Origin of the sequence: Parafrankia soli, assembly GCF_001854695.1 — a bacterium.
Lineage (GTDB): Bacteria > Actinomycetota > Actinomycetes > Frankiales > Frankiaceae > Parafrankia > Parafrankia soli.
In genome coordinates, this window is the sequence record NZ_MAXA01000241.1 from 33,457 (window position 1) to 53,568 (window position 20,112).

The following is a 20,112-nucleotide window of genomic DNA, read 5'->3' on the forward strand; positions in this document are numbered from 1 at the left end:
GGCGGAAACGGATCAGCGGAAGCCGAGCCCGTCCAGCAGCCGCTCGCTCTCGGTCCAGAGGCGGGCGGCGGCGGCATCGTCCCGCGCGGCTTCGGCGGGTAGCTCCTCCGCCCTGCGGTGGAAGTAGCGCCCGCCGGTGCGGCCTCCTTCGGGCTCGGTGGCCAGCCAGGCCAGCGTCTCCGCCGGTTCGTCGGGTGGCACCGTGTCGGCCGCGGCCATGTGCGCCCGCATCGCCGCGTCGCCGTGCGCGCTGAAGTTGCTGGCCACGACGCCGGGATGCATGGCCTGGGCGACGATCCCGTCCGGCCCGGCCCGCCGGGCCAGCTCGCGGGTGAACAGGATGTTGGCGAGCTTGGCCCGGCAGTAGGCGACGGCGGGACGGAACTCGCCGAGGCTCTGCAGGTCGTCCCAGTCGAGCCCGTCGACCGCGCGGTGGCCGCTCGACGACACGGCGATCACCCGCGTCGATCCGGCGGGCAGGCTGGCCGCGCTCGCCCGCAGCAGGGGCGTGAGCTCCCGGGTCAGCAGGAACGGGGCGAGGTGGTTGACGGCGAAGGTCGCCTCGGTGCCCTCCGCGCTGATGATCTGCCGGTCCCGCACGCCGCCGGCGTTGTTGATGAGGACGTCGAGGCGCGGGGTGAGGTGCTGGATCTCGCCGGCCACGCGCCGGACGTCCGCCATGAGGGTGAAGTCGCCGCGCAGCATCGTGAAGCCGCCGTCCTTGCGCGCCGCCGCGGCGATCTCGGCCTCGGCGGCGGCACTGCGTACCGGATCGCGGCCGACGCCGATCACCTGCCAGCCCTGCTCGGCGAGAGTGCGGGCGGTCGCCCGGCCTATCCCCGAGCTGGCGCCCGTGACGACGGCGACGGGCCGGTCTGCGTAAGGCGGCAAGGACATCTCCATCAGATCGGCGGGGCCGGAGGCCGTCGCGGAGCAGGCGAACGGTGGCGTGCCGCACCGCGGCCCGGAACAGTGGGGCCTTGTCCGCGCAGCGGGCGCAGATCGCGCGCCCGGCCATAATGACACCCACAAGGTGCCATTTGTCAAGCCCGACAGCGCCTGATCACGGGCGGCCCGTCGACCGCCCGTGATCGACAACGGGTGTCCGCGAACGGAACGGATGCCTACATGCGGGCAGATACCGTCGAGGGGGTGCACCGGACGGGCTGGACAGCTCGGCGTTGCTCCATGGCCCGGCGGCAATCGATTGGAGACTTCCGTTCTGTGAGCATCCTCGACGACGCCCGCGAGGGCATGGACCTCGACGTCCGACCGCAGGACGACCTGTTCGGCCACGTGAACGGCCGGTGGCTCGCCGAGACGGAGATCCCGTCCGACCGGTCGAGCTGGGGCCCGTTCGTGCAGCTGGCCGATGACGCCGAGCGGCAGGTCCGCGACATCATCACCGACCTCGCCACGCGGGACCCGGCCACCCAGGGCGAGGACGCGCGGAAGATCGGCGACCTCTACAACTCCTTCATGGACACCGAGGCGATCGAGGCGCTCGGACTTGGCCCGGTGCGGCCGCTGCTGGACGGCGCGCGCGGGCTGAGCGACGTCCGCGGCCTCGCCGCGTTCCTCGGCGAGCTCGAGCGGATCGGCGGCGCCGGACTGTTCGGCTCCTACGTCGACACCGACGACCGCAACTCGGACCGCTACCTGTTCCACCTGCGCCAGGGCGGCCTCGGCCTGCCGGACGAGTCGTACTACCACGACGACAAGTTCGCCGAGACCCGCCAGAAGTACGTCGACTACCTGACCCGGATGCTCGGGCTGGGCGGGCACCCCGACCCCGAGGGCGCCGCGCAGCGGATCCTCGACGTGGAAACCCTGCTCGCGAAGGGCCACTGGGAGCGGGCCGAGACCCGCGACGTCCAGAAGACCTACAACCTGATGACGGGCGGACAGCTGGCCGCGCTCTGCCCGGCGTTCGACTGGGACGCCTACGTCACCGGTCTCGGTGGGTCGCTGACCGGCCCGCACGCGACGCTGGCGGAGGCGTGCGTGCGGCAGCCGTCGTTCTTCGAGCACCTGTCGACCGTGCTGACCGACACGCCGGTCGACGTGTGGCGCGACTGGCTGGTCAGCCGCGTGCTGCGCTCGGCCGCGGCCTACCTGCCCGACGTGTTCACCGAGACCCACTTCGACTTCTACGGCCGCACGCTCAGCGGCACGCCCGAGCTGCGGGCCCGCTGGAAGCGCGCGGTGGCGTTCGTCGAGGGCGCGATCGGGGAGTCCGTCGGCAGGGAGTACGTCGCCCGGCACTTCCCGCCGCACGCCAAGGCGCAGATGGACGACCTCGTCGCGAACCTGCTCGCGGCCTACCGCTCGTCGATCTCCCAGCTGGACTGGATGACGGAGGAGACCAAGCAGCGGGCGTACGAGAAGCTCGAGACGTTCCGACCGAAGATCGGCTACCCCGACCGGTTCCGGGACTACTCGGCGCTGCCGGTGCGCCGCGGCGACCTGATGGGCAACGCCCGCGCCGCCGCCGCGTTCGAGACCGATCGGGAGCTGGCCAAGATCGGCTCGCCGGTGGACCGCGACGAGTGGTTCATGCTCCCGCAGACCGTCAACGCCTACTACAACCCGGGCACCAACGAGATCTGCTTCCCGGCCGCCATTCTCCAGAAGCCGTTCTTCAGCCCCGACGCCCACCCGGCCGAGAACTACGGCGGCATCGGCGCGGTGATCGGCCACGAGGTCGGTCACGGCTTCGACGACCAGGGCGCGCAGTACGACGGCGCCGGCAACCTCAACGACTGGTGGACGCCCGCCGACAAGGCGGCCTTCGAGGTGAAGTCGAAGACGCTGGTCGAGCAGTACAACGGGTTCGAGTCGCGCAACCTGCCGGGCGAGAAGGTGAACGGCGCCCTCACCGTGGGCGAGAACATCGGCGACCTCGGCGGCCTGACCATCGCCCACCAGGCCTACGTCATCTCCCAGGGCGGCGAGCCGTCGCGGGAGGACCGACGTCGGCTGTTCATGAACTGGGCCTACGTGTGGCGCAGCAAGCGCCGGCTCGAGCTCGAGCGGCAGTACCTCACCACCGACCCGCACAGCCCGCCGGACCTGCGCGCCAACATCGTGCGCAACCTCGACGAGTTCCACGACGTCTTCGGCACCGAGCCCGGCGACGGGCTGTGGCTGGACCCGGCCGACCGGGTCCGCATCTGGTAGGCGTTCCGCGTTCGGACTGTTCACCGGCATCGCGCCCGCGGGTCTCGGCCCGCGGGCGCACCTCCGGCCCGCCGCCGAGGTACCCGCCCCCGCCGCGGGGTCCGCACCGAAGGGGTCAGGCGGAAGCACTCGGGCGCTGGCTCAGCCTCCCGCTGACGGGTTCAGCACAGCCTGCGCCACGACGAAGGCCGCCACGGCGAAGACCAGGTAGGCGAACCAACGGCGCAACCGGTCGGCGGGCAGCCGGTCGGCCACGCGCCCGACACCCAGCGCACCGACCACTGCCGCGCCGGTGAACGCCGCCACGACGGGAACATCCAGCGCACCGTCCCCGGCGTGTGCGGCGAACCCAGCCACCGCGTTCGTCACGATCACGACCAGCGAGGTGCCGACCGCGGCCGGCATCGGCAGGCCCAGCAGCAGGACCAGGGCCGGGATGATGAGGAAGCCGCCGCCGACCCCGAACAGGCCGGTCAGGAACCCCACGCCCAGGCCGGCGCCGAGCGCTTTGGGGAGGCAGCCGCGCCAGTTCGTCCCGCCGCCGGGCAGCGCGCAGTTGCCGCCGAGCCTGGAGCGCCCCCGCAGCATCTGGGCACCGGCGGCCACCATGAGCGCGGCGAAGCCGATCAGCACGATGGCCGGGTCGAGCCGCCGGTTCACCGCGGCGCCGACGAAGGCCGCGGCCGCGCCGGTCACCCCGAAGACGGCGGCGATCCGCCACCGCACCTGCCCGGCCCGCACGCGAGCCACCGCGGCCGTGGCCGAGGAGATCCCCACAACGAGCAGGGACGCCGGCACCGCCGCGCGCAACGGCAGTCCGGCGCCGTAGACCAGGGCCGGCACGGCCAGGACCGACCCGCCGCCACCGAACAGCCCGAGCAGCGCACCGACGATCAGGCCCAGTCCCAGCGAAGTAGTCATCGGATGCCCGGCCCCGAGCCCGGACGCTCAGGCCCGGTCGCCGGCGAGCGCGGCCAGAACGGATCCCAGATCGGCCCGCGGCCCCCGGTTGCAGGCAGCCGCGTGAGGAGCATGCCCATCAGACAGGGATGTGGGCCGTCCTGGCGGCATCGTGGGTGTTCATTCCGCTCCCTCCCCGGAGACGATCGGCAGGCCGGCGTCGGCGGCAGCTGTGTAGGAGTCGTCGATGAACGCCGCGGTGCGGCCGGCGCGGGCAAGGAGGCTGGCGGCGGCAGCGGCGCGGTACCCGGACCCGCAGTACACCCACACCGCTTCGCCCGGCACCTCCCCGATCCGGCCGGGCAGCTCGGGCAGCGGGATGTGCACGGCCCCGGCGAGGTGTCCGTTCCGCCACTCGTTGCGCAGCCGGACGTCCAGCACGACATCGGGAGCGGGCAGGCCACGCGGCGGACGTCCGGCCAGCGCCGCGGCCAGCTCCGGGTACGTCGCCGAAGGCAGCGGGCCCAGGCGCGACTGGTCGCCCGCGGCCCACTGCTCGGGGGTTCCGGTCGCGGCGGCCGCCGGGCGGTCGATGCCGATGCGGGCCAGCTCCCGCTGTGCCTGGCCGATCTGGGCGTCGGACTCGCCGAGCAGCGTCACCGGCATCCCCCAGCTCATCAGCCAGCCGAGCCAGGTCGACATCGGACCGTCCAGGCCGAGGCTCAACGTCCCGGTCAGGTGCCGGTGCGCGAACGCCTTCCGGGACCGCAGGTCGACCACCCACTCGCCGGCCGTGATCCGGGAGCGCAGCTCGCCCGCGTCGGCGACTCTGACCGGGGTGAGATCCACCAGGTCGGCCCCGCCGGCGTTCCGCGCGCCCATGTGGGCGTAGTAGGCGGGGAACGCGTCCAGGCCGGCGAGGACCTCGGTGACGAAGTCGTCCGCCGCCAGCCGCAGCACCGGATTGATCGTCCGTTCCTGTCCGATGGTCGACGCGGGAACGTCGGACTGGCTGGCCGAGCAGAAGCTGCCGAAGCCGTGCGTCGGCCAGACCTGCGCCCCCTGCGGCAACAGGTCGGCCAGCCGCCGCGCCGACGCGTGCTGGTGCCGGGCAAGGGTGTGCGCGTGCTGGGCGCCCAGCAGGTCGGTGCGGCCGGTGGTGCCGAACAGCAGCGACCCGCCAGTGAACACTCCGACCGGGCCCTTCGGGCCGTGGAGCAGGAACGACAGGTGATGAAAGGTGTGGCCGGGGGTGGCCACCACCGTCATCGCGGCCTCGTCGGAGATCGTGATCTCGTCGCCGTCGGACAGCGGCAGCCGGTCGAAGTGGACGTCGTCGGCCGCCGCCACCCCGTAGCGGGCGCCGGTCACCCGGGCCAGCGCGAGCCCGCCCGAGACGTAGTCGTTGTGCAGATGGGTCTCCACCACGTGACTGATCCGCACGCCGATCCCGCCGGCCAGGGCCAGGATCCGGTCGATGTCACGCTGCGGGTCGACCACCACCGCCAGCCGGCCGTCGTGCGCCAGGTAGCTGCGGTCGCCGAGCGTGGAGGTCTCCACGACCTCAACGGCAATCGTCATCTCGTCCATCCACCCTTCGTTCGCCGCCGGGGATACCCATCCAGATACCCCCAGGGGTATATCGACGACAGAGTTGGGCCATGGCAACGCCGAGGGATGGGCGACACAGCCGCCCATCCCCCATCGAGCCGGTCACGACAGGGCGAGGAACAACTTCTCCAGCTGTTCCTCGCTGAGCGGCGGCTGCTCCCCCCGCTCGCGGGCGGCCTGGCACTGCCGCATCCCCGTCGAGATGATCTTGAATCCAGCCCGGTCCAGCGCCTTCGAGACCGCGGCGAGCTGGATCAGCACCCGCTCGCACTCGTCGCCGTTCTCGATCATGTTGACCACGGCGCCCAACTGACCATGCGCCCGCCGCAACCGCGTCAGAGCATCCGCGAGCACCGTCGCGTTCATCTCCACCTGACCACCTCCGCGCCGCCACTCTATATACCCCGGGGGGTATCGGCACAGCTGCGGATCCCTCGGGCCGCACGCGTGAACCGCCGACGCCACCCTTCGRGCAGCGCCGACGGTTCAGTTCGCAGCGAGTCTTATTCGCCGCCGTCGAGCGGGAGCTTCGTGTGGTCGGCGAGACCGGCGGCGAGAGTCGCGACGGTGTCGTACTTCCAGATGAAGTTCCCCGGCAGGGAGATCCCGAGCCCCGGTTCCAGGCGGGACCGCAGTTCGAGAGCCAGCAGCGAGTCGAAGCCGAGGGACCGTAGCGGGATGTCCGGGTCGAGCGCGGACTGGCCCAGCCGGAGGACGGCCCTGAGGTGCTCGGTCAGGTACGCCTCGAAGGCCGTGCGCCGCGGGAGGCCGGGAGCCACCGCGCGTAGCCCGGCCAGGACAGCGCCCGGCCCGTCCCCGACCGCGGCGGCGGCACCCCCGGCGCCCGGAACGGCCACGGCACCCCCGGCAGCGGCCGACGGGGCGTGCTCGTCGTCGACGAACCGTGCGAACAGCGACGAGGAACGGCCCGCGGCCGGAATCCAGGAGCCCGGCTCGCCGGGGAGCACACCCGCGCGCCGCCGCCCGTGGACGAGCAGCGTCTCCAGTGCGGCGAGCCCGGCCCGCACCGGGATCATCGCGTACCCACGCTCGGCGAAGTCGGTGGCGGCGCCCACCTCGGCCCACGGCCCCCAGTTGACGACGGTGGTCGCCAGCCCCTGAGCGCACCGCCAGTCGGCGAAGTCGTCGAGCCAGGAGTTCGCGGCGGCGTACGCGCCCTGCCCGGGGTTGCCGAGCAGGGAGGCCATCGACGAGTAGAGCACGAACCAGTCGAGGTCCGCCCCGGCCGTCGCCTCGTGCAGCCGCCACGCGCCGAACGTCTTCGGATGCCAGACCCGACGCACCTGGTCGGCGGTGATCGTGGTGAGCGTGGCGTCGTCCAGGACCATCGCCGCGTGAACGACGCCACGCAGCCGGCCGCCCCCGGCGGTGGCGGCGGCGACGAGGCGCTCCGCCACCCCGGGCTCGGCGACGTCGCCGAGCACCACCTGGACGTCCGTACCGCCCGCGACCAGTTTCGCGATGCGCTCCCGGACCGCCTCGGTGGGCTCGGACCGCCCGTTGAGCACCACTCTGGCCGCGCCCTTCTCCGCCAGCCAGGCGGCGGTCTCCAGGCCGACGCCGCGCAGGCCACCGGTGACGATGTACGAGCCGTCCACGCCGACCGGCGACGGCGGCCCGTCGGGCAGCACGGCCTCGGTCACCGCGTCGCCGGGGACCTCGAGCACGACCTTGCCGATGTGCGCGGCACCGGCCATCAGCCGAAACGCGTCCGTGGCGGCCTCGATCGGGTAGGTCGTGACAGGCAGCGGCGCGAGCTCGCCGGCGGCGAGCGCCGCCGTCAGCTCCCGCAGCAGCCGGGCGACCCGCTCCGGCTGGTGCCGGTAGAGCTCGATCAGGTTCACCCCGGCGAAGGTGATGCTGTTACGGAACGGCGCCAGCCCGAGCGTCGAGTCCGCGAGGATGTCGCGCAGCCCGAGCTCGACGAAACGTCCGAAGGGCCGCAGGCACTCCATTCCGGCGCGGATCGCCGGCCCCGACAGCGAGTTGAGCACGACGTCGACGCCCTGCCCGCCGGTCGCGGCCAGGGTCTGTGCGCTGAAGTCGACCGACCGCGAGTCCATGACGTGGGTGATGCCCATGCCGCGCAGGTAGGCGCGTTTCTCCGGGGTGCCGGCGGTGGCGAGGACCTCGGCTCCCAGCAGTCGCGCGACGGCGATCGCGGCGAGACCGGTCCCGCCCGTGCCGGAGTGGATCAGCACCCGCTCACCGGCCCGCAGCTGGGCGACGTCCCGCAGCGCGTACCAGGCGGTGAGGAAGCCGGTGGGGATGCCCGCGGCGGTGGCCGGGTCGAGTCCGGCGGGTACAGGCATGGTCAGGTCGGCGTCGATGGTCAGGAACGAGCCGAACGCGCCGCCGTCAGTGAAGTTCACCGCGAGTACCGCGTCGCCGGGCCGGCGGTCGGTGACGCCCGGCCCGACCGCCGTGACCACGCCGGCGCACTCGAAGCCGATCGGTGTCTGCGGCAATGCCCCCAGGCAGATGAGGACGTCCCGGAAGTTCAGGCCGGCGGCCTGGACCCGGACCTCGACCTCGCCGTGCCCGGGTGGGCGTCGGTCGGCGGCGACGAGCCGCAGGTCGTCGAGATTCCCGTTGCCGGGCGGCTGCAGGGCGAACCGGTCGTGGCCGTACCGGACCGTACGCCGCCCGGCGGCACCACGCTCGGCGGCGGTCACCGGCGCGGGGGTCAACCGGGCGACGAAGCGGACACCGGCCCGCAGCGCGACCTCGTCATCGGCGGGGCCGGAGCGGGCGCCGTGGACATCGCCGAGCAACTCGGCGGCGACGGCCGCCGTATCCGGGCCGGGATCGGCGTCGATGTGGGCGGCGCGCAGCTCGGGGTGTTCCAGCATGAGCACCCGGAGCAGTCCGCGGATCCCGCCGTGATCAAGATCAGGGGCCGCGTTCCCGGCCAGGGCGTGTGCACCTCGAGTCACCACGGTCAGGCCGGGCGGCACGCCGGGCAGCTCGGCCAACGCCGCGGCGATGCCCAGCACCGTCATGGTCTGCTGCTGCGCCCGCGCCGGATCCGGCGGGAACAGCGGGAACAGCGGGAACAGCGGGAACAGCGGGCCGGCCAGGGTCGACGGGTCGACCTGGGCACCGGGCGCTCGCTGCGCGGTCGCGCCGTCGAGGACGACGACCACCCGCCGGCCGACGGCTCCCCCGTCGTCCCCGGTGAGGGACGCCGCCCAGGCCCGCCGGGCGTCGTCGGGACCGGGCAGCGGCTGGACGTCGACGTCCGCACCGGCGGCGGACAGGGCCGTGCCGAGCGCGCCCGCCGAACCGCTCTCGTCGCCGAGCAGCAGCCATCGGCCGGCGGCCCGCGGCTGGGCCGGCTCCGGGCGGGGTGACGGCTCCCAGTCGATCCCGTAGATCCAGCCCTCGGGGCCGCCGGACGCCCGGGCGTACCCGGAACCGTCGAGGAGACGCTGGCCGTCCTGGTGGACGAGTCTCATGCCGTCGATGGCGACGACGAGCGCGCCGGCCTCGTCCAGCAGGCGGACCTCGCCGGTGAGAGTGCCCGTCCCGGTGGCGTCCAGGCGGGCATGGCAGTAGCGCACGGTCGCCGGATCGCCGTGGATCCGGATGCTGTCCGTCCCGGCAGGCAGCACCAGACCACCGGACGCCGACCCGGCGACCAGGCCGGGCATGCAGGTCAGCAACGTCTGGGCGGCGGCGTCCAGCAGCACGGGGTGCACGGCCAACGCGTCCTCGGTGGCGTACGCCTCGGTCGGGATCCCGATGCCCGCCCAGGCGCTCCCACCGTCCTCGGACAGGTGCAGATCGGACAGCGCCGTGAACGCCGGGCCGTGGTGGATGCCCCGCTCCCGCATCGCCTCGTACAGGCGCGCGGGGCCGACCCGCCGGGGATGGGCACCGGCGAGTTCCGCCAGGCCGCCGGCGGCGGTGTCCGGCGGCGGGTCGTCGTCGGCGCACGTGACGGTGGCGGCCATGTGACGGATCCAGACGCCGTCACCGGCCCGCGCGTGGATCTCGCACTCCGCCTCACCGGGGCCGGTGACGGCGACCGTCATCGTGATCTCGGTGTGCTCGCCCAGGTAGAGCACCTCCTCGAAGGCGATGCCGGTGACCCGCACCCGGGCCGGCCCCACCTCGAACACCTCGGCGGCGGCGGTGACCGCCAGCGAGCAGTAGGCGGCACCGGGCAGTACCACGCGGTCGTGCACCCGGTGGTCAGCCAGCCAGGGGATGACCGCGGTCCCGGCGTCGGCCCGCCAGACGTGGCGCAGATGCTCGCCGGGCACCACCAGGTGCTCCCCGGGCAGCGACCGGTCCACGGCCTCCCGGCCGTCGAGCGTCGCCGGCCCGCCACGGCCACCGGCGGCCGACGGAGCCGCCGCCGGAGCCTCGCGGTCCGCCCAGTGGCGCCGGCGGTCAAAGGAGATCGTCGGCAGGTCCACGAGGTCGCCGGTCGGGTAGAGCACGGACCAGTCCACCGGGACTCCCGCGCAGTGCGCGGTCGCGAGACTGGTACGGAAGGCCGCCACGCCGTCCTCGTCGCGACGCAGCGTCGGCAGTACCACCGGCTCCCGCCCGGCCGCGGCGAGGATGTCGGTGACCGACCGGGTGACGACCGGATGCGGGGAGATCTCCACGAAGACCCGGTGCCCGTCGGCCGCGGCCGCGGTCACGGCGTCACTGAAGCGCACGGTACGGCGCAGGTTCGCGCACCAGTAGGCGGCATCGAGCTCGTGCTTCCCCCGCGGGTCCTCCGCCGCGGTCGAGTAGAAGCGGACCTCGGCCGGCCGGGGGCGCAGTTCGGCCAGTTCCGCGGTGAGGTCGGCGAGCAGCGGGTCGACCTGGGGTGAGTGCGAGGCGACGTCCACCGCGATCTGATGGGCCGCCAGGCCACGCGCGGTCCAGTCGGTGACCAGATCCCTGATCCTGTCCGCGGCGCCGGAGACGACGGTGGAGCCGGGAGCCGCCAGGACCGCGACAGCGACCTCGCCGCTCGCGCCGGCCGCGGCGAGCTCGGCCTCGGTCGCGTACCGGTCGAGGCCGACGGTGGCCATCGCGCCGAGGCCGGCCACCCGGGTGAGCAGACGGGAACGGCGGCAGATCACCCGGACACCGTCGGCCAGGGTCAGCGCGCCGGCGACGACAGCCGCGGCCGTCTCCCCCATCGAGTGACCGATGACCGCCGCGGGCTCGACACCGTGGGCGCGCCACAGCGCGGCCAGCCCGATCTGTACCGCGAAGAGCAGGGGCTGCACCCGGTCGCACCCGGTGACCGCCTCCCGGCGGCGCAGCACCTCCAGCACCGAGAAACCGGCCTCGGCGGCGATGAGAGGGTCGACCTCGGCCAACGCGGCCGAGAACACCGGCTCCGCGTCCAGCAGGTCGGCCCCCATGCCCGCCCACTGCGAGCCCTGGCCGGAGAACACCCACACCGCGCCGCGCCGCACGCCCCGGGCGGCGGCCCCGGAGACGACGTTGGGGACCAACCGGCCGTCCGCGTAGGCGCGCAGGTCCCGGATCAGGTCCTTCCGCGAGGCCGCCACGACAGCCAGCCGGCCGTTCCCGGGGGACCGCCTGCGCGCCGAGGTGTAGGCGACGTCCCGCAGACCCGCGCCCCGGGCAGGCGCGCCGGCACCGGCCGCGGGATCGCCTCCGGTGGCCGCGTCATCTCCGGGCTCGCGCTCCAGCCAGTCCGCGAGCCGCGCCGCGGCGGCGGGCAGCACCGCGGGCGACCCGGCGGGCACCAGGACCACCTCCGGCCCGCGGGCCCCGCGGGCCCGGACGGCCGACGACCGGCCGTCGACCCGGCCGGACTCGTGTTCGGCCCGTGCCGGAGTACGCGCGGCTGGAATCGGGGGACGGCTCACCCCGGCCGTGGCCTGTTCGAGCACCAGGTGCGCGTTCGTCCCGGAGAACCCGAACGAGGAAACGGCGGCCAGCCGCGACGGTGCGGCGCCAGGCCAGTCGGTCAGCCCGGTGGGCACGAAGAACCGCGACCCGTCAGCGTCGATCGCCGGGTTCCACCGGATGAAGTGCAGGTTCGCCGGTATCTGGCCGTGCCGCAGGCACAGCACCGCCTTGATCAGGCCGGCGACACCCGCCGCGGGCTCCAGGTGCCCCAGGTTCGTCTTCACCGAACCGAGCGCGCACCGCGCGCCATCGGTGCCGTAGGCGCGACTCAGTGCGGCGAACTCGACGGGGTCGCCGACCTTCGTGCCGGTGCCGTGCGCCTCCACCAGCCCGACCTCGGCCGGGTCGACCTCGGCGCGCCGCAGCGCGGCGGCCGCCACCTCGTACTGGGCCTGCGCGGAGGGAACGGTCAGCCCGTCGGTGTGGCCGTCCTGGTTCACCGCCGACCCGCGGATCACGGCCAGGACCCGGTCACCGTCGCGGTTGGCGTCGGCAAGCCGCTTCAGGACGACGACTCCGCAACCTTCGCCGCGGACGAACCCGTCCGCGGCGGCGTCGAAGGTGTGGCAGCGGCTCGTCGGCGAGAGCATGCCCATCCGGACGAACGACTTGGTCACCCGGGGCCACAGCATGAGAGTCACCCCGCCCGCGAGCGCCACCGTGCACTCCCCGGACCGCAGGCTCTGGCAGGCGAGATGCACGGCGACCAGCGACGACGAGCAGGCGGTGTCCACCGACATGCTGGGCCCGCGCAGGCCGAGCAGGTAGGAGATCCGGCCACCCGCCACGCAGATCCCGTTGGTGAGGACCGAGCCCTCGAGCTCGTCCGGGTGCCCGGCCAGCCGATCCATGTAGTCGGTGTAACTGAGCCCGGTGAACACTCCCGTCGGCGTGGCCTCTAGCCGGTCGGCAGGGAGACCGGCGTTGTCCAGAGCCTCCCAGGCGACCTCGAGCAGCAGCCGGTGCTGCGGGTCGAGGACAGCGGCCTCCCGATGTGAGACGCCGAAGAAGTCGGCGTCGAAACCGGACACGTCCTCGAGGTAACCGCCCTGGCGGGGAACGGAGCGGCCCGCCGCGGTCAGGACAGGGTCGACGAACGCGTCGGCCTCCCACCTGCCCGCAGGTGGATCGCCGACCGCGTCCCGTTCCTCCACCAGGAGCCGCCAGAGTGCGGCCGGCGAATCCACGCCGCCCGGAAAGCGGCACCCCATCCCCACGATCGCTATGTCATCCCGTTTGACGCAGGATTCCTTGTCGGCGGCCGTGGTATTCGACCACGCGTCGGCAAATGCGCTCATTCTCGGTCGGTCCGTGCCTCTCTACAGATGTGCGGCCGAATCGGCCGCACTGCCCCGGTCGCGCGAAACGGCCGACCGAGATCCCAGGCCGGCCTCAGCAGGTGTTCAGGTTTTCAGATATTCAGGAACCATCGTCAGGAAGCATCGGCGGAACTCATGAGGATCACGCTCTTCAGGCCGCCGATCTGGTAGGTGAAGCTCAGCGCGTGATCGAACCGCAACGGCCGCGGCCGCGTTCCCGGAATCGGGTCGAAAGGCAGGCCCTCGATCGGCTGCTCACAGTTCGCGGTGGGGCACGCCAGGCTTTTCTCCATCATGAGGAGAGTCAATGCCAGGCCGAGGTTTCCGGACTGGGCCCCGCTGTGCCCGAAACACGCCTCCTGCGAGCTGAGAAGAACCGACGGGACCGCCGGCCCGTACAGTTCCCGGACGGCGTTCGCCTCGGTGTTCGTGACGTTCATGTCACCGTCGCTACCACCGTTGATGTACGGGATCTGGTCGATGCTCCAGCGGTCCCCGAGACACTTGCGCACCGCGGCGACCAGTGAGGCGCCCGAGTCGTCCAGCGACAGCGGGCTGGCAAGGCCGTCACGTGTGGTGGCCTGCGCGATCAGGCGCCCGTAGACGTGTGCTCCGCGCCACTCGGCGTGCCGGCGGCTCTCCAGGACCACGGTGACCGAGCCCTCGCCGAAGTTCACGCAGTCGGCGCGGACGTCGTAGGGGCGCATCGGCCGGTCCATCGACGGCAGCGTCTCGGGCAGGGTGTCCGCGCCGGGCTGCGGGCCGCCGCGCGTCGCGGCGAGCAGAAGCCGCTGCGCGTTGCGCATCAGGTCCATGCTGAACGCGTCGACACCGGTGACGACCGCGATGTCGACCTCCCCGGCGGCGATCATCCGCAGGGCGTTGCCGAGCTGGATGGTGGAGGAGGAACAGCCACAGGAAACCGTGAAGCTCGGGCCCATCGACCGGGCGATCGACGCCTGCAGGAGCGTGACGTCGTACGAGGTGATGCCGAGCTGGGCCCGGATGAACAACGCGGTCGCGGCGTCCGCGGAAAGCGTCTCGGGTGTCGCCTCGTGCAGGGCCCGGTACGGGTCGACGTTGTCGTCGAGCCCCCCTCGCCCGGTGAGTATCGCGGCGTGACGCAGGGCGCCCGCCCGAAAATCGATCTTCGCGTCCGAGCATGCCTCCACGAAGGAGAGAAGCCCGAAGCGGTGCGACTTGGTGAGCTGCGCCAAGTACAGCTTGGGAATCTCCGGCAGCCGCTCCTCGAACATCTCCGGCGCCAGGTCGACCCGACCGTGGTAAATACCGTCCTGGACCAGGCAGGAACGCCCGTTCGACGCGATGTCCCACACCTCCTCGGCGGTGAGGACCGGACCGTCTTCGCCGGGGAGGCAGAAGCCCATTCCGGTGACAAGGACGTCCCGCTCGCCACGGTCAGCCGSCTGTGCGCTCACTTCGTCCACTCAGGTCTCCAACATGGTCGGCATCTTGACACACAAGATCGCGCACCATCAGGGAGAAGTCACGATTTCGGTCATAGTGTTCTTTATCTGGTCGAAGCGACGCGGACGTCTCGCCATTGGTACAGGTGCTCCGGCCGGCCGGGCCGCCCGTACCGTTGCGTCCGGCTCGTAAGCCGCTGATCGGTGAGACGCTCCAGGTATCGACGCGCCGTCACCCTGGACAGGCCCACAGCGCTGGCGATCTCGTCCGCCGACATCGGCCCGGCCGCCTGCCGGAGGTAGGCGACAACCGCGTCGAGAGTCGCGATCGACGTGCCCTTGGGCTGCTCAGGCCACAGGGTGGTTCCGGGCCGCAGCGCCGCGAGGGCCGCATCCACCTCACGCTGGCCGATCGGGCCGGTGCGCCCCAGCATGAGCTCGCTGCGGAACGCCGCGTAGCACTCAAGCCGGCTCCGGAACGCGGCGAAACCGAAGGGCTTCACCAGATACTGGACGGCCCCGTAGGCCACCGCCGTGCGCACGGTCGCGACGTCCCGGGCCGCCGTGACGGCGATGATGTCCGGCACGGCCCCCCGGCACCGCAGCGTGCGACACACGTCGAAGCCCGTCATGTCAGGCAGGGTGAGATCAAGCAGCACGAGATCGTGGTCGTCACGGGTGAGCTGCCGCAGGCACTGGGCGCCGGTGTGGGTCACCCCGCTGACGGTGAAGCCGGCGAGCTTCTCCACATAGACGCTGTGGGCCTCAGCGGTCATCGGGTCGGCTTCGACGATCAGCGTGCGAATCCGGCCGTCGGGCATACGCTCACGCTCCAGGTGCAGGCGTCGGACATCGGGCATCGGGCGGGGAGCGCCGCCCTCACGGCGGGAACCTGGACGGCTCCCGCCGGATGCGGCCGCGCGGAGGCTCAGGAAGCGGTGGTGCCGTCAGAAGACACGTCCGACGTCCTCACGGATGATCGTGGACATGCTGTGCTCGGCCAGGGCCGCGATCGTCATGGAGGGGTTACAGGCACCGGTGGAGCCCGGGATCCGCGACCCGTCGAGTACGTAGAGGCCCTTGTGGCCGATGATCCGGCCGTACAGGTCGACCGCCGATCCCATCGGCACCCCGCCCAGGGCATGCCAGGTCGAGTTCGCCTGGGCGTTCGTGTCGATCATCATCCCGCCACCCGCGGCGGCGATCGCCTGCATCCGGGCGGCGATCTGGGTCTGGAGCGCGGCGTCACCGGTCGCCGGCCAGGTGAGCCTGGCGTCATCCGTGTTCGGGTCGTAGGCCCACGTGCCAGCGGCGTCGACGATCCCGAAACCGACGACCGTCATCAGCTTCACGCCGCCGGTGTCGGCGGGCGCACCCGCATGGATGATGGTGGCCGGAATCGGCCCCTGTGTGTCCCGGCCGCCCACACACGCCGGGCCGCCCTGCCGGGTGCCAGGATCACCGTTCATGCCGACCCAGGCGTAGATCCGATCACCGTTGTTTCCCCACTTCGTGCCGATGGCGTCGGGGAGGTCGGGCACCAGCCCCTTGGCTCGCGCCTTGACCAGGAGCCGCGTGGTACCAGCGGAACCGGCGTTGAGGAACACCGCGTCCGCGGTGATCCGCTTCCGCTCCTGCACGGTGCCGCCGGTGTCGATGCGGTCGACGGAGAGCACCCAGCGGCCGTCCGGGTCCATCTGGACGTCCCGCACCACGTGCAGTGGGCTCACCCGTACCCGGCCCGTGGCCTCGGCCGAGGCGAGGTAGGTGACGTCGATCGAGTGCTTGCCGCCGTTGTTGACGCCGAAGACGATGTCGCTGGTGGTGTAGGTCGGCTCGTACTGACCGGTGAGCTCACCCCGGACGTAGCTCCAGTCGACCGGCAGCGGAACCCGGAACGGCTCCAGGCCGCTGTTGGCTGCCACATCCAGAAAGAGCCGGGACGACCGGTACTGATCCGCGTTCAGCACGTCGTTCGGCACCGTGGAGACGCCCAGCATGGTGGCGACGGTGGGGTAGGCCCACCGGTTCAGGTCGCGGTAGAGACTCGCGGCCTCCGGGATGGAGGCCGCGAAGTTCTGGCTGGTCGGCTGCAGTGTCATCCCGTGGTACACCAGCGAGCCGCCACCGACGCCGGCACCGCAGTTGACCGTTATGCCGTCGCCCGGCAGGCTCTCGATCACTCCGGTGTAGGGCGTCCAGGTCTTGTCCACACCCGGGGTCGTGCTGTGGTCGGTCAGCCAGGCGGACCGGTTGTCGATGTTCGCCCAGCGGCAGAAGGTCGTCGCGTTCGGCCCCGTCGGCCACCGCAGGCCACGTTCCAGGACAAGAGTGGGCACTCCGGCCTGTGCCAGCCGCAGCGCGGTTACGCCGCCGCCGAATCCGCTGCCGATGACGACGGCCCGCTCCCGCTGCTCGGTGACGGCCGCGTCCGCCGGGGCTGTGGCGGCCCGTGCCCGTCCGCTGCCAGGGCCGGCCGCCAGCCCGCCAGTCGCAGCCGCGCCAAGCGCCACTGTGCCGAGGATCCTCCGGCGGGTCAGCCCCGGGCCGGATTCCAGGGGTGTGGAAGCGTTGTCAGACATGGTGTCTCCATCTCTTCCGTCGCACTACGAAAGGCCGCCGCCCCGTATCGGCGGTGCGATGTATGGATCCAAGGGAACGCAGTGGTTCGGCCGGTTCCGGGCCTGCCGGCGCGCCGAACAGAGGCCACTCGGCGACCCCTAAGGACCTATGGCACACAGAAATCAGTTGGACGTTTTTCGCGCAGGCACACAGGGCCGCCTGAACCTCCCCATCCAGCGGCGCAAAAAAGGATGCGTCAGCTCACGACACCGGTGCGCGGCGCGGTGCAATGCGGAAAATGGACAGCAACCACTGCCCGGACAGGCGATTCGAAGTTCCCAGCGCCGGCGCGGCGCGCTCGCGATCTTCGACATCCGCCCGCGCCACGAAACTCGCCGCGGGAAAAATCACCACGCGGACACAACACCATGCGGCTCAGGCGGTCACGCATGAGCACAGGCAGCGTAATTACCCCGGACGACCTCCGCGAAAAATCAACACCCGCTCATCCGTGGCAACACTCCACCTCGAACCACCGTCGAATACCGGTCGCACCGCCCCCGCGATGCGCCCATGCCGGCCAGCACAGGGTCGTGCATATCGCCCGCGCCCCGCCCCACCTCTCCCTTCGAACACAGACGACGCCAGCGCGGCTGTCGCTCTCCGAATTGCCGACCCGGTCGTCCATGCCGCCTCCAGCACTCGGCTCCGGGATGGCGCCCAGTATTGTGAGCGATCACTTTTCTGTCAACTGGTCGACCTACGAGCATGCATTTCCGCAGTTGGTCGGCCGATTCCGAACCGCTTGAAGATCCATACCTGGCTCACGTTCGGCACGCGCGACGAGCAGGATGCCGGCACAGGTCATATCCGCGGGTGACACGGATGGCCGACCAGCCGATGGTCGCCCTTCTTCGCGATGACCGAGGTCAGGGACGTGGCCGCCGAGCACCCGCCACATTCGCGGGGCAGCTGGTGGACCATGCCGTCGAAGATCACCGACTTCGCGTCAGGCGCGGCCGCAGCCACGTCGGGCCCGCCGCACCCGGAGCAGCCGGCACCACGCGGCACAGCGTGGGCGCCGTCAACGGCGAGGCCGGCGAGCGCACCACCACCGAGATAAGTGCTCGCTCATTCACTAAGTTCCAGTCACGTCAGGTCGGCTCTCATGACGGAGTTCGGTCTCCTCACGCCCGTCCCGTTCCCAGCCGGGAACGCATCCCGGCTGGGAACGGGACGGCGGGTCCGATGACGTGCGCCGGATCGCGGAGGCGGCGGACAGCCTCGGCCACGACTACCTCACCGGTTCGCCGCCGGACCGCAGATGGCGCATCTCGTCGGTGCGGTTGACCCGGCCCCGCTCGAACTCCGTCCCGCACCTGGAGTCCGATCTCGGCGTCACTCTCGACAGCGACACCCTGTCCCCGGTTTCGCAACGGCAGTAGCAGGAGGTTATCCAGCAGGGCGTCGAGATGCCTGGGGACGCCCGCCGGTACGGCGCGCGTCGTCCCACGGGTGGTCGCCCCAGGTACCCGTTTCGCAATGGCGCACGAGCCTGGCGAGATAGTAGCGCCACAGATCAGTCACAGCGGGACCAAGAAGTTCCGGAAGGTTCTCGTGCCGCAACTTGACGCGTGTTCCCCCCTCCACGGAGACCCAGCCGATGTCCACCACGGACGGCTCCGGAAGACACTCCTCGAAGCGAGGAAATGGGTCGTCCTGCGAGGGTTCTGTCAACCTCCGGTAATGCCAGGAGGTGACGACGCCACCGATGCCGAAGGCAGCCTCTCCCGCGATACCGAGACCGTCCTCACCGGAAGCGGCCCGCCCATGAGGGTGCCGACCTCCATCGGACCGACACGGACGCGGAAACTCACCTCGGATACCTCGGTCCACTCGGCCGTGGGCGGCGGCGGCTCGTTGTTGTGCAGCTCGACCCGCACGGCGAGCGGACCGTAGTTCGTCCCCGTGACTATCCTCAGTCCCCCATCGCTGACGGCAACGAGACCGTCGCCGGCGGAGGCAGCGGTGATCACCGGCGAGTTCCCGCTGTACACGAGGAACTGGTGATGGTCGGCGGTGACGGTGAACTCGCTGCGTCGCATATCAGGCCTTCCAGGTGACGGGTTCAAGCGGCACTGGCGCTGAAGGGCTGGACGGCGGGCCCGACCAACAGGGTTGCCCACGAGGCGGAGCACCTCGGTGCCGACCTACCGGCTGCCGGCGCGGGCACCGGCGCGGGCCGAACGCAGGCGGACCAGGCCTTCCCCCTGCGAATTCTCGCGCCGGGCGGGATCGGCGCCCGGCGTGGTCGCCAGTACACCGCGCTCTTCCCTTCGGCTCGATCACGCGGGGTGGTGATGGCCTCGGTTCCGGGGGTGCCGAGAGCTATACAGTGGCTGGCACTCAGCTAGGTCGAGTGCCAACCTCCGGAGCGACGGGTGCCTGGGCCACGCGAGCCCATCGTCTTCGTTGTCAGGCACCCGCCGGCGGCCGGCACTCCTCCGCATGGCCCAAGCCCAGGAGGAAACACCCCATATGCCGAAGATCATTGCCTTCGACGAAGAGGCACGGCGCGGCCTGGAGCGCGGCATGAACCAGCTGGCCGACGCGGTCAAGGTCACGCTCKGCCCCAAGGGYCGCAACGTCGTSCTSGAGARSARGTKSGGCGTCCCCACSATCACCAACGACGGCGTCAGCATCGCCMRGGAGATCGAGCTCGAGGACCCGTACGAGAAGATCGGCGCGGARCTCGTCAAGGAAGTCGCGAAGAAGACCAACGACGTCGCGGGTGACGGCACCACCACCGCSACSATYCTCGCCCAGGCTCTSRTSCGCGAGGGCCTGCGYAAYGTCGCCGCCGGYGCGAACCCSATSGSMCTGAAGAAGGGCATCGARRCCGCCGYCGMRSSYGTCTSCGMGGAGCTCTCCAGCGTCGCCAAGGACGTGGAGACCAAGGAGCAGATCGCCTCSRCCGCYTCCATCTCCGCCGGTGACCCGGCCATCGGCAGCATGATCGCCGAGGCGATGGACAAGGTCGGCAAGGAAGGCGTCATCACCGTCGAGGAGAGCAACACCTTCGGGCTCGAGCTCGAGCTCACCGAGGGCATGCGCTTCGACAAGGGCTACATCTCGCCCTACTTCGTCACCGACACCGACCGCATGGAAGCCGTCCTCGACGACCCGTACATCCTGATCAC

The 20,112-nt window shown here is 71.6% G+C and carries 13 protein-coding genes; 3 read left to right on the top strand and 10 right to left on the bottom strand.

Features of this window, described 5'->3' with window-relative positions:
• Positions 1-12: 12 nt before the first annotated feature.
• Complete coding sequence (locus tag BBK14_RS26120; protein ID WP_241831857.1) at positions 13-897, bottom strand: SDR family NAD(P)-dependent oxidoreductase; 885 nt, start codon at positions 895-897, stop codon at positions 13-15.
• Between the two features lie 327 nt (positions 898-1,224).
• Between BBK14_RS26120 and BBK14_RS26125 the strand changes: the two genes are divergently transcribed.
• On the top strand, positions 1,225-3,180 hold the full coding sequence (locus BBK14_RS26125) for a M13 family metallopeptidase (protein ID WP_071065902.1): 1,956 nt from the start codon (positions 1,225-1,227) through the stop codon (positions 3,178-3,180).
• Positions 3,181-3,321: 141 nt separating this feature from the next.
• On the opposite strand, the gene BBK14_RS26130 is transcribed toward BBK14_RS26125, so the two are convergent.
• The 8 genes from BBK14_RS26130 to BBK14_RS38540 all read right to left on the bottom strand — a co-directional run bounded on the left by BBK14_RS26130 (position 3,322) and on the right by BBK14_RS38540 (position 17,326).
• Entirely contained in the window at positions 3,322-4,101 is a 780-nt protein-coding gene (locus BBK14_RS26130) for a sulfite exporter TauE/SafE family protein (protein ID WP_071065903.1), read from the bottom strand.
• 159 nt (positions 4,102-4,260) lie between these two features.
• A complete protein-coding gene (locus BBK14_RS26135; RefSeq protein ID WP_071065911.1) occupies positions 4,261-5,661 on the bottom strand; it encodes an MBL fold metallo-hydrolase in 1,401 nt (466 codons plus the stop codon).
• A gap of 132 nt (positions 5,662-5,793) precedes the next feature.
• Positions 5,794-6,057: a metal-sensitive transcriptional regulator gene (locus tag BBK14_RS26140; protein WP_198541442.1), complete on the bottom strand. Its 264-nt coding sequence runs from the start codon at positions 6,055-6,057 to the stop codon at positions 5,794-5,796.
• Between the two features lie 137 nt (positions 6,058-6,194).
• Entirely contained in the window at positions 6,195-12,902 is a 6,708-nt protein-coding gene (locus BBK14_RS26145) for a type I polyketide synthase (RefSeq protein WP_083391260.1), read from the bottom strand.
• Positions 12,903-13,036: 134 nt separating this feature from the next.
• Positions 13,037-14,371, bottom strand: coding sequence for a beta-ketoacyl-[acyl-carrier-protein] synthase family protein (locus BBK14_RS26150; RefSeq protein ID WP_071065906.1), 1,335 nt, complete (start codon positions 14,369-14,371; stop codon positions 13,037-13,039).
• Positions 14,372-14,454: 83 nt separating this feature from the next.
• Positions 14,455-15,171 carry a response regulator gene (locus BBK14_RS26155; RefSeq protein ID WP_071065912.1) on the bottom strand — a complete coding sequence of 239 codons (717 nt, stop codon included), beginning with the start codon at positions 15,169-15,171 and terminating at the stop codon, positions 14,455-14,457.
• Positions 15,172-15,297: 126 nt separating this feature from the next.
• A complete protein-coding gene (locus tag BBK14_RS26160) occupies positions 15,298-16,932 on the bottom strand; it encodes a GMC oxidoreductase (protein WP_071065907.1) in 1,635 nt (544 codons plus the stop codon).
• Between the two features lie 241 nt (positions 16,933-17,173).
• Positions 17,174-17,326: a hypothetical protein gene (locus BBK14_RS38540; protein ID WP_157904345.1), complete on the bottom strand. Its 153-nt coding sequence runs from the start codon at positions 17,324-17,326 to the stop codon at positions 17,174-17,176.
• An 839-nt stretch (positions 17,327-18,165) separates the two neighbouring features.
• On the opposite strand from BBK14_RS38540, the gene BBK14_RS26170 reads away from it, so the two are divergent.
• Entirely contained in the window at positions 18,166-18,357 is a 192-nt protein-coding gene (locus BBK14_RS26170) for a hypothetical protein (RefSeq protein WP_071065909.1), read from the top strand.
• A gap of 288 nt (positions 18,358-18,645) precedes the next feature.
• On the opposite strand, the gene BBK14_RS26175 is transcribed toward BBK14_RS26170, so the two are convergent.
• Entirely contained in the window at positions 18,646-19,044 is a 399-nt protein-coding gene (locus BBK14_RS26175) for a hypothetical protein (RefSeq protein ID WP_131802430.1), read from the bottom strand.
• 406 nt (positions 19,045-19,450) lie between these two features.
• Here BBK14_RS26175 and BBK14_RS26180 point away from each other — a divergent pair.
• On the top strand, positions 19,451-20,112 hold a 662-nt coding region (locus tag BBK14_RS26180; RefSeq protein WP_275078512.1), incomplete at its 3' end, for a TCP-1/cpn60 chaperonin family protein.

Bases quoted from the DNA above. Each gene is read 5' to 3' on its own strand.
- BBK14_RS26120 (WP_241831857.1), bottom strand. From the start codon at position 897: ATGTCCTTGCCGCCTTACGCAGACCGGCCCGTCGCCGTCGTCACGGGC.
- BBK14_RS26140 (WP_198541442.1), bottom strand. From the start codon at position 6,057: ATGAACGCGACGGTGCTCGCGGATGCTCTGACGCGGTTGCGGCGGGCG.
- BBK14_RS26155 (WP_071065912.1), bottom strand. From the start codon at position 15,171: ATGCCCGACGGCCGGATTCGCACGCTGATCGTCGAAGCCGACCCGATG.
- BBK14_RS26160 (WP_071065907.1), bottom strand. From the start codon at position 16,932: ATGTCTGACAACGCTTCCACACCCCTGGAATCCGGCCCGGGGCTGACC.
- BBK14_RS26130 (WP_071065903.1), bottom strand. From the start codon at position 4,101: ATGACTACTTCGCTGGGACTGGGCCTGATCGTCGGTGCGCTGCTCGGG.
- BBK14_RS26135 (WP_071065911.1), bottom strand. From the start codon at position 5,661: ATGACGATTGCCGTTGAGGTCGTGGAGACCTCCACGCTCGGCGACCGC.
- BBK14_RS26145 (WP_083391260.1), bottom strand. From the start codon at position 12,902: ATGAGCGCATTTGCCGACGCGTGGTCGAATACCACGGCCGCCGACAAG.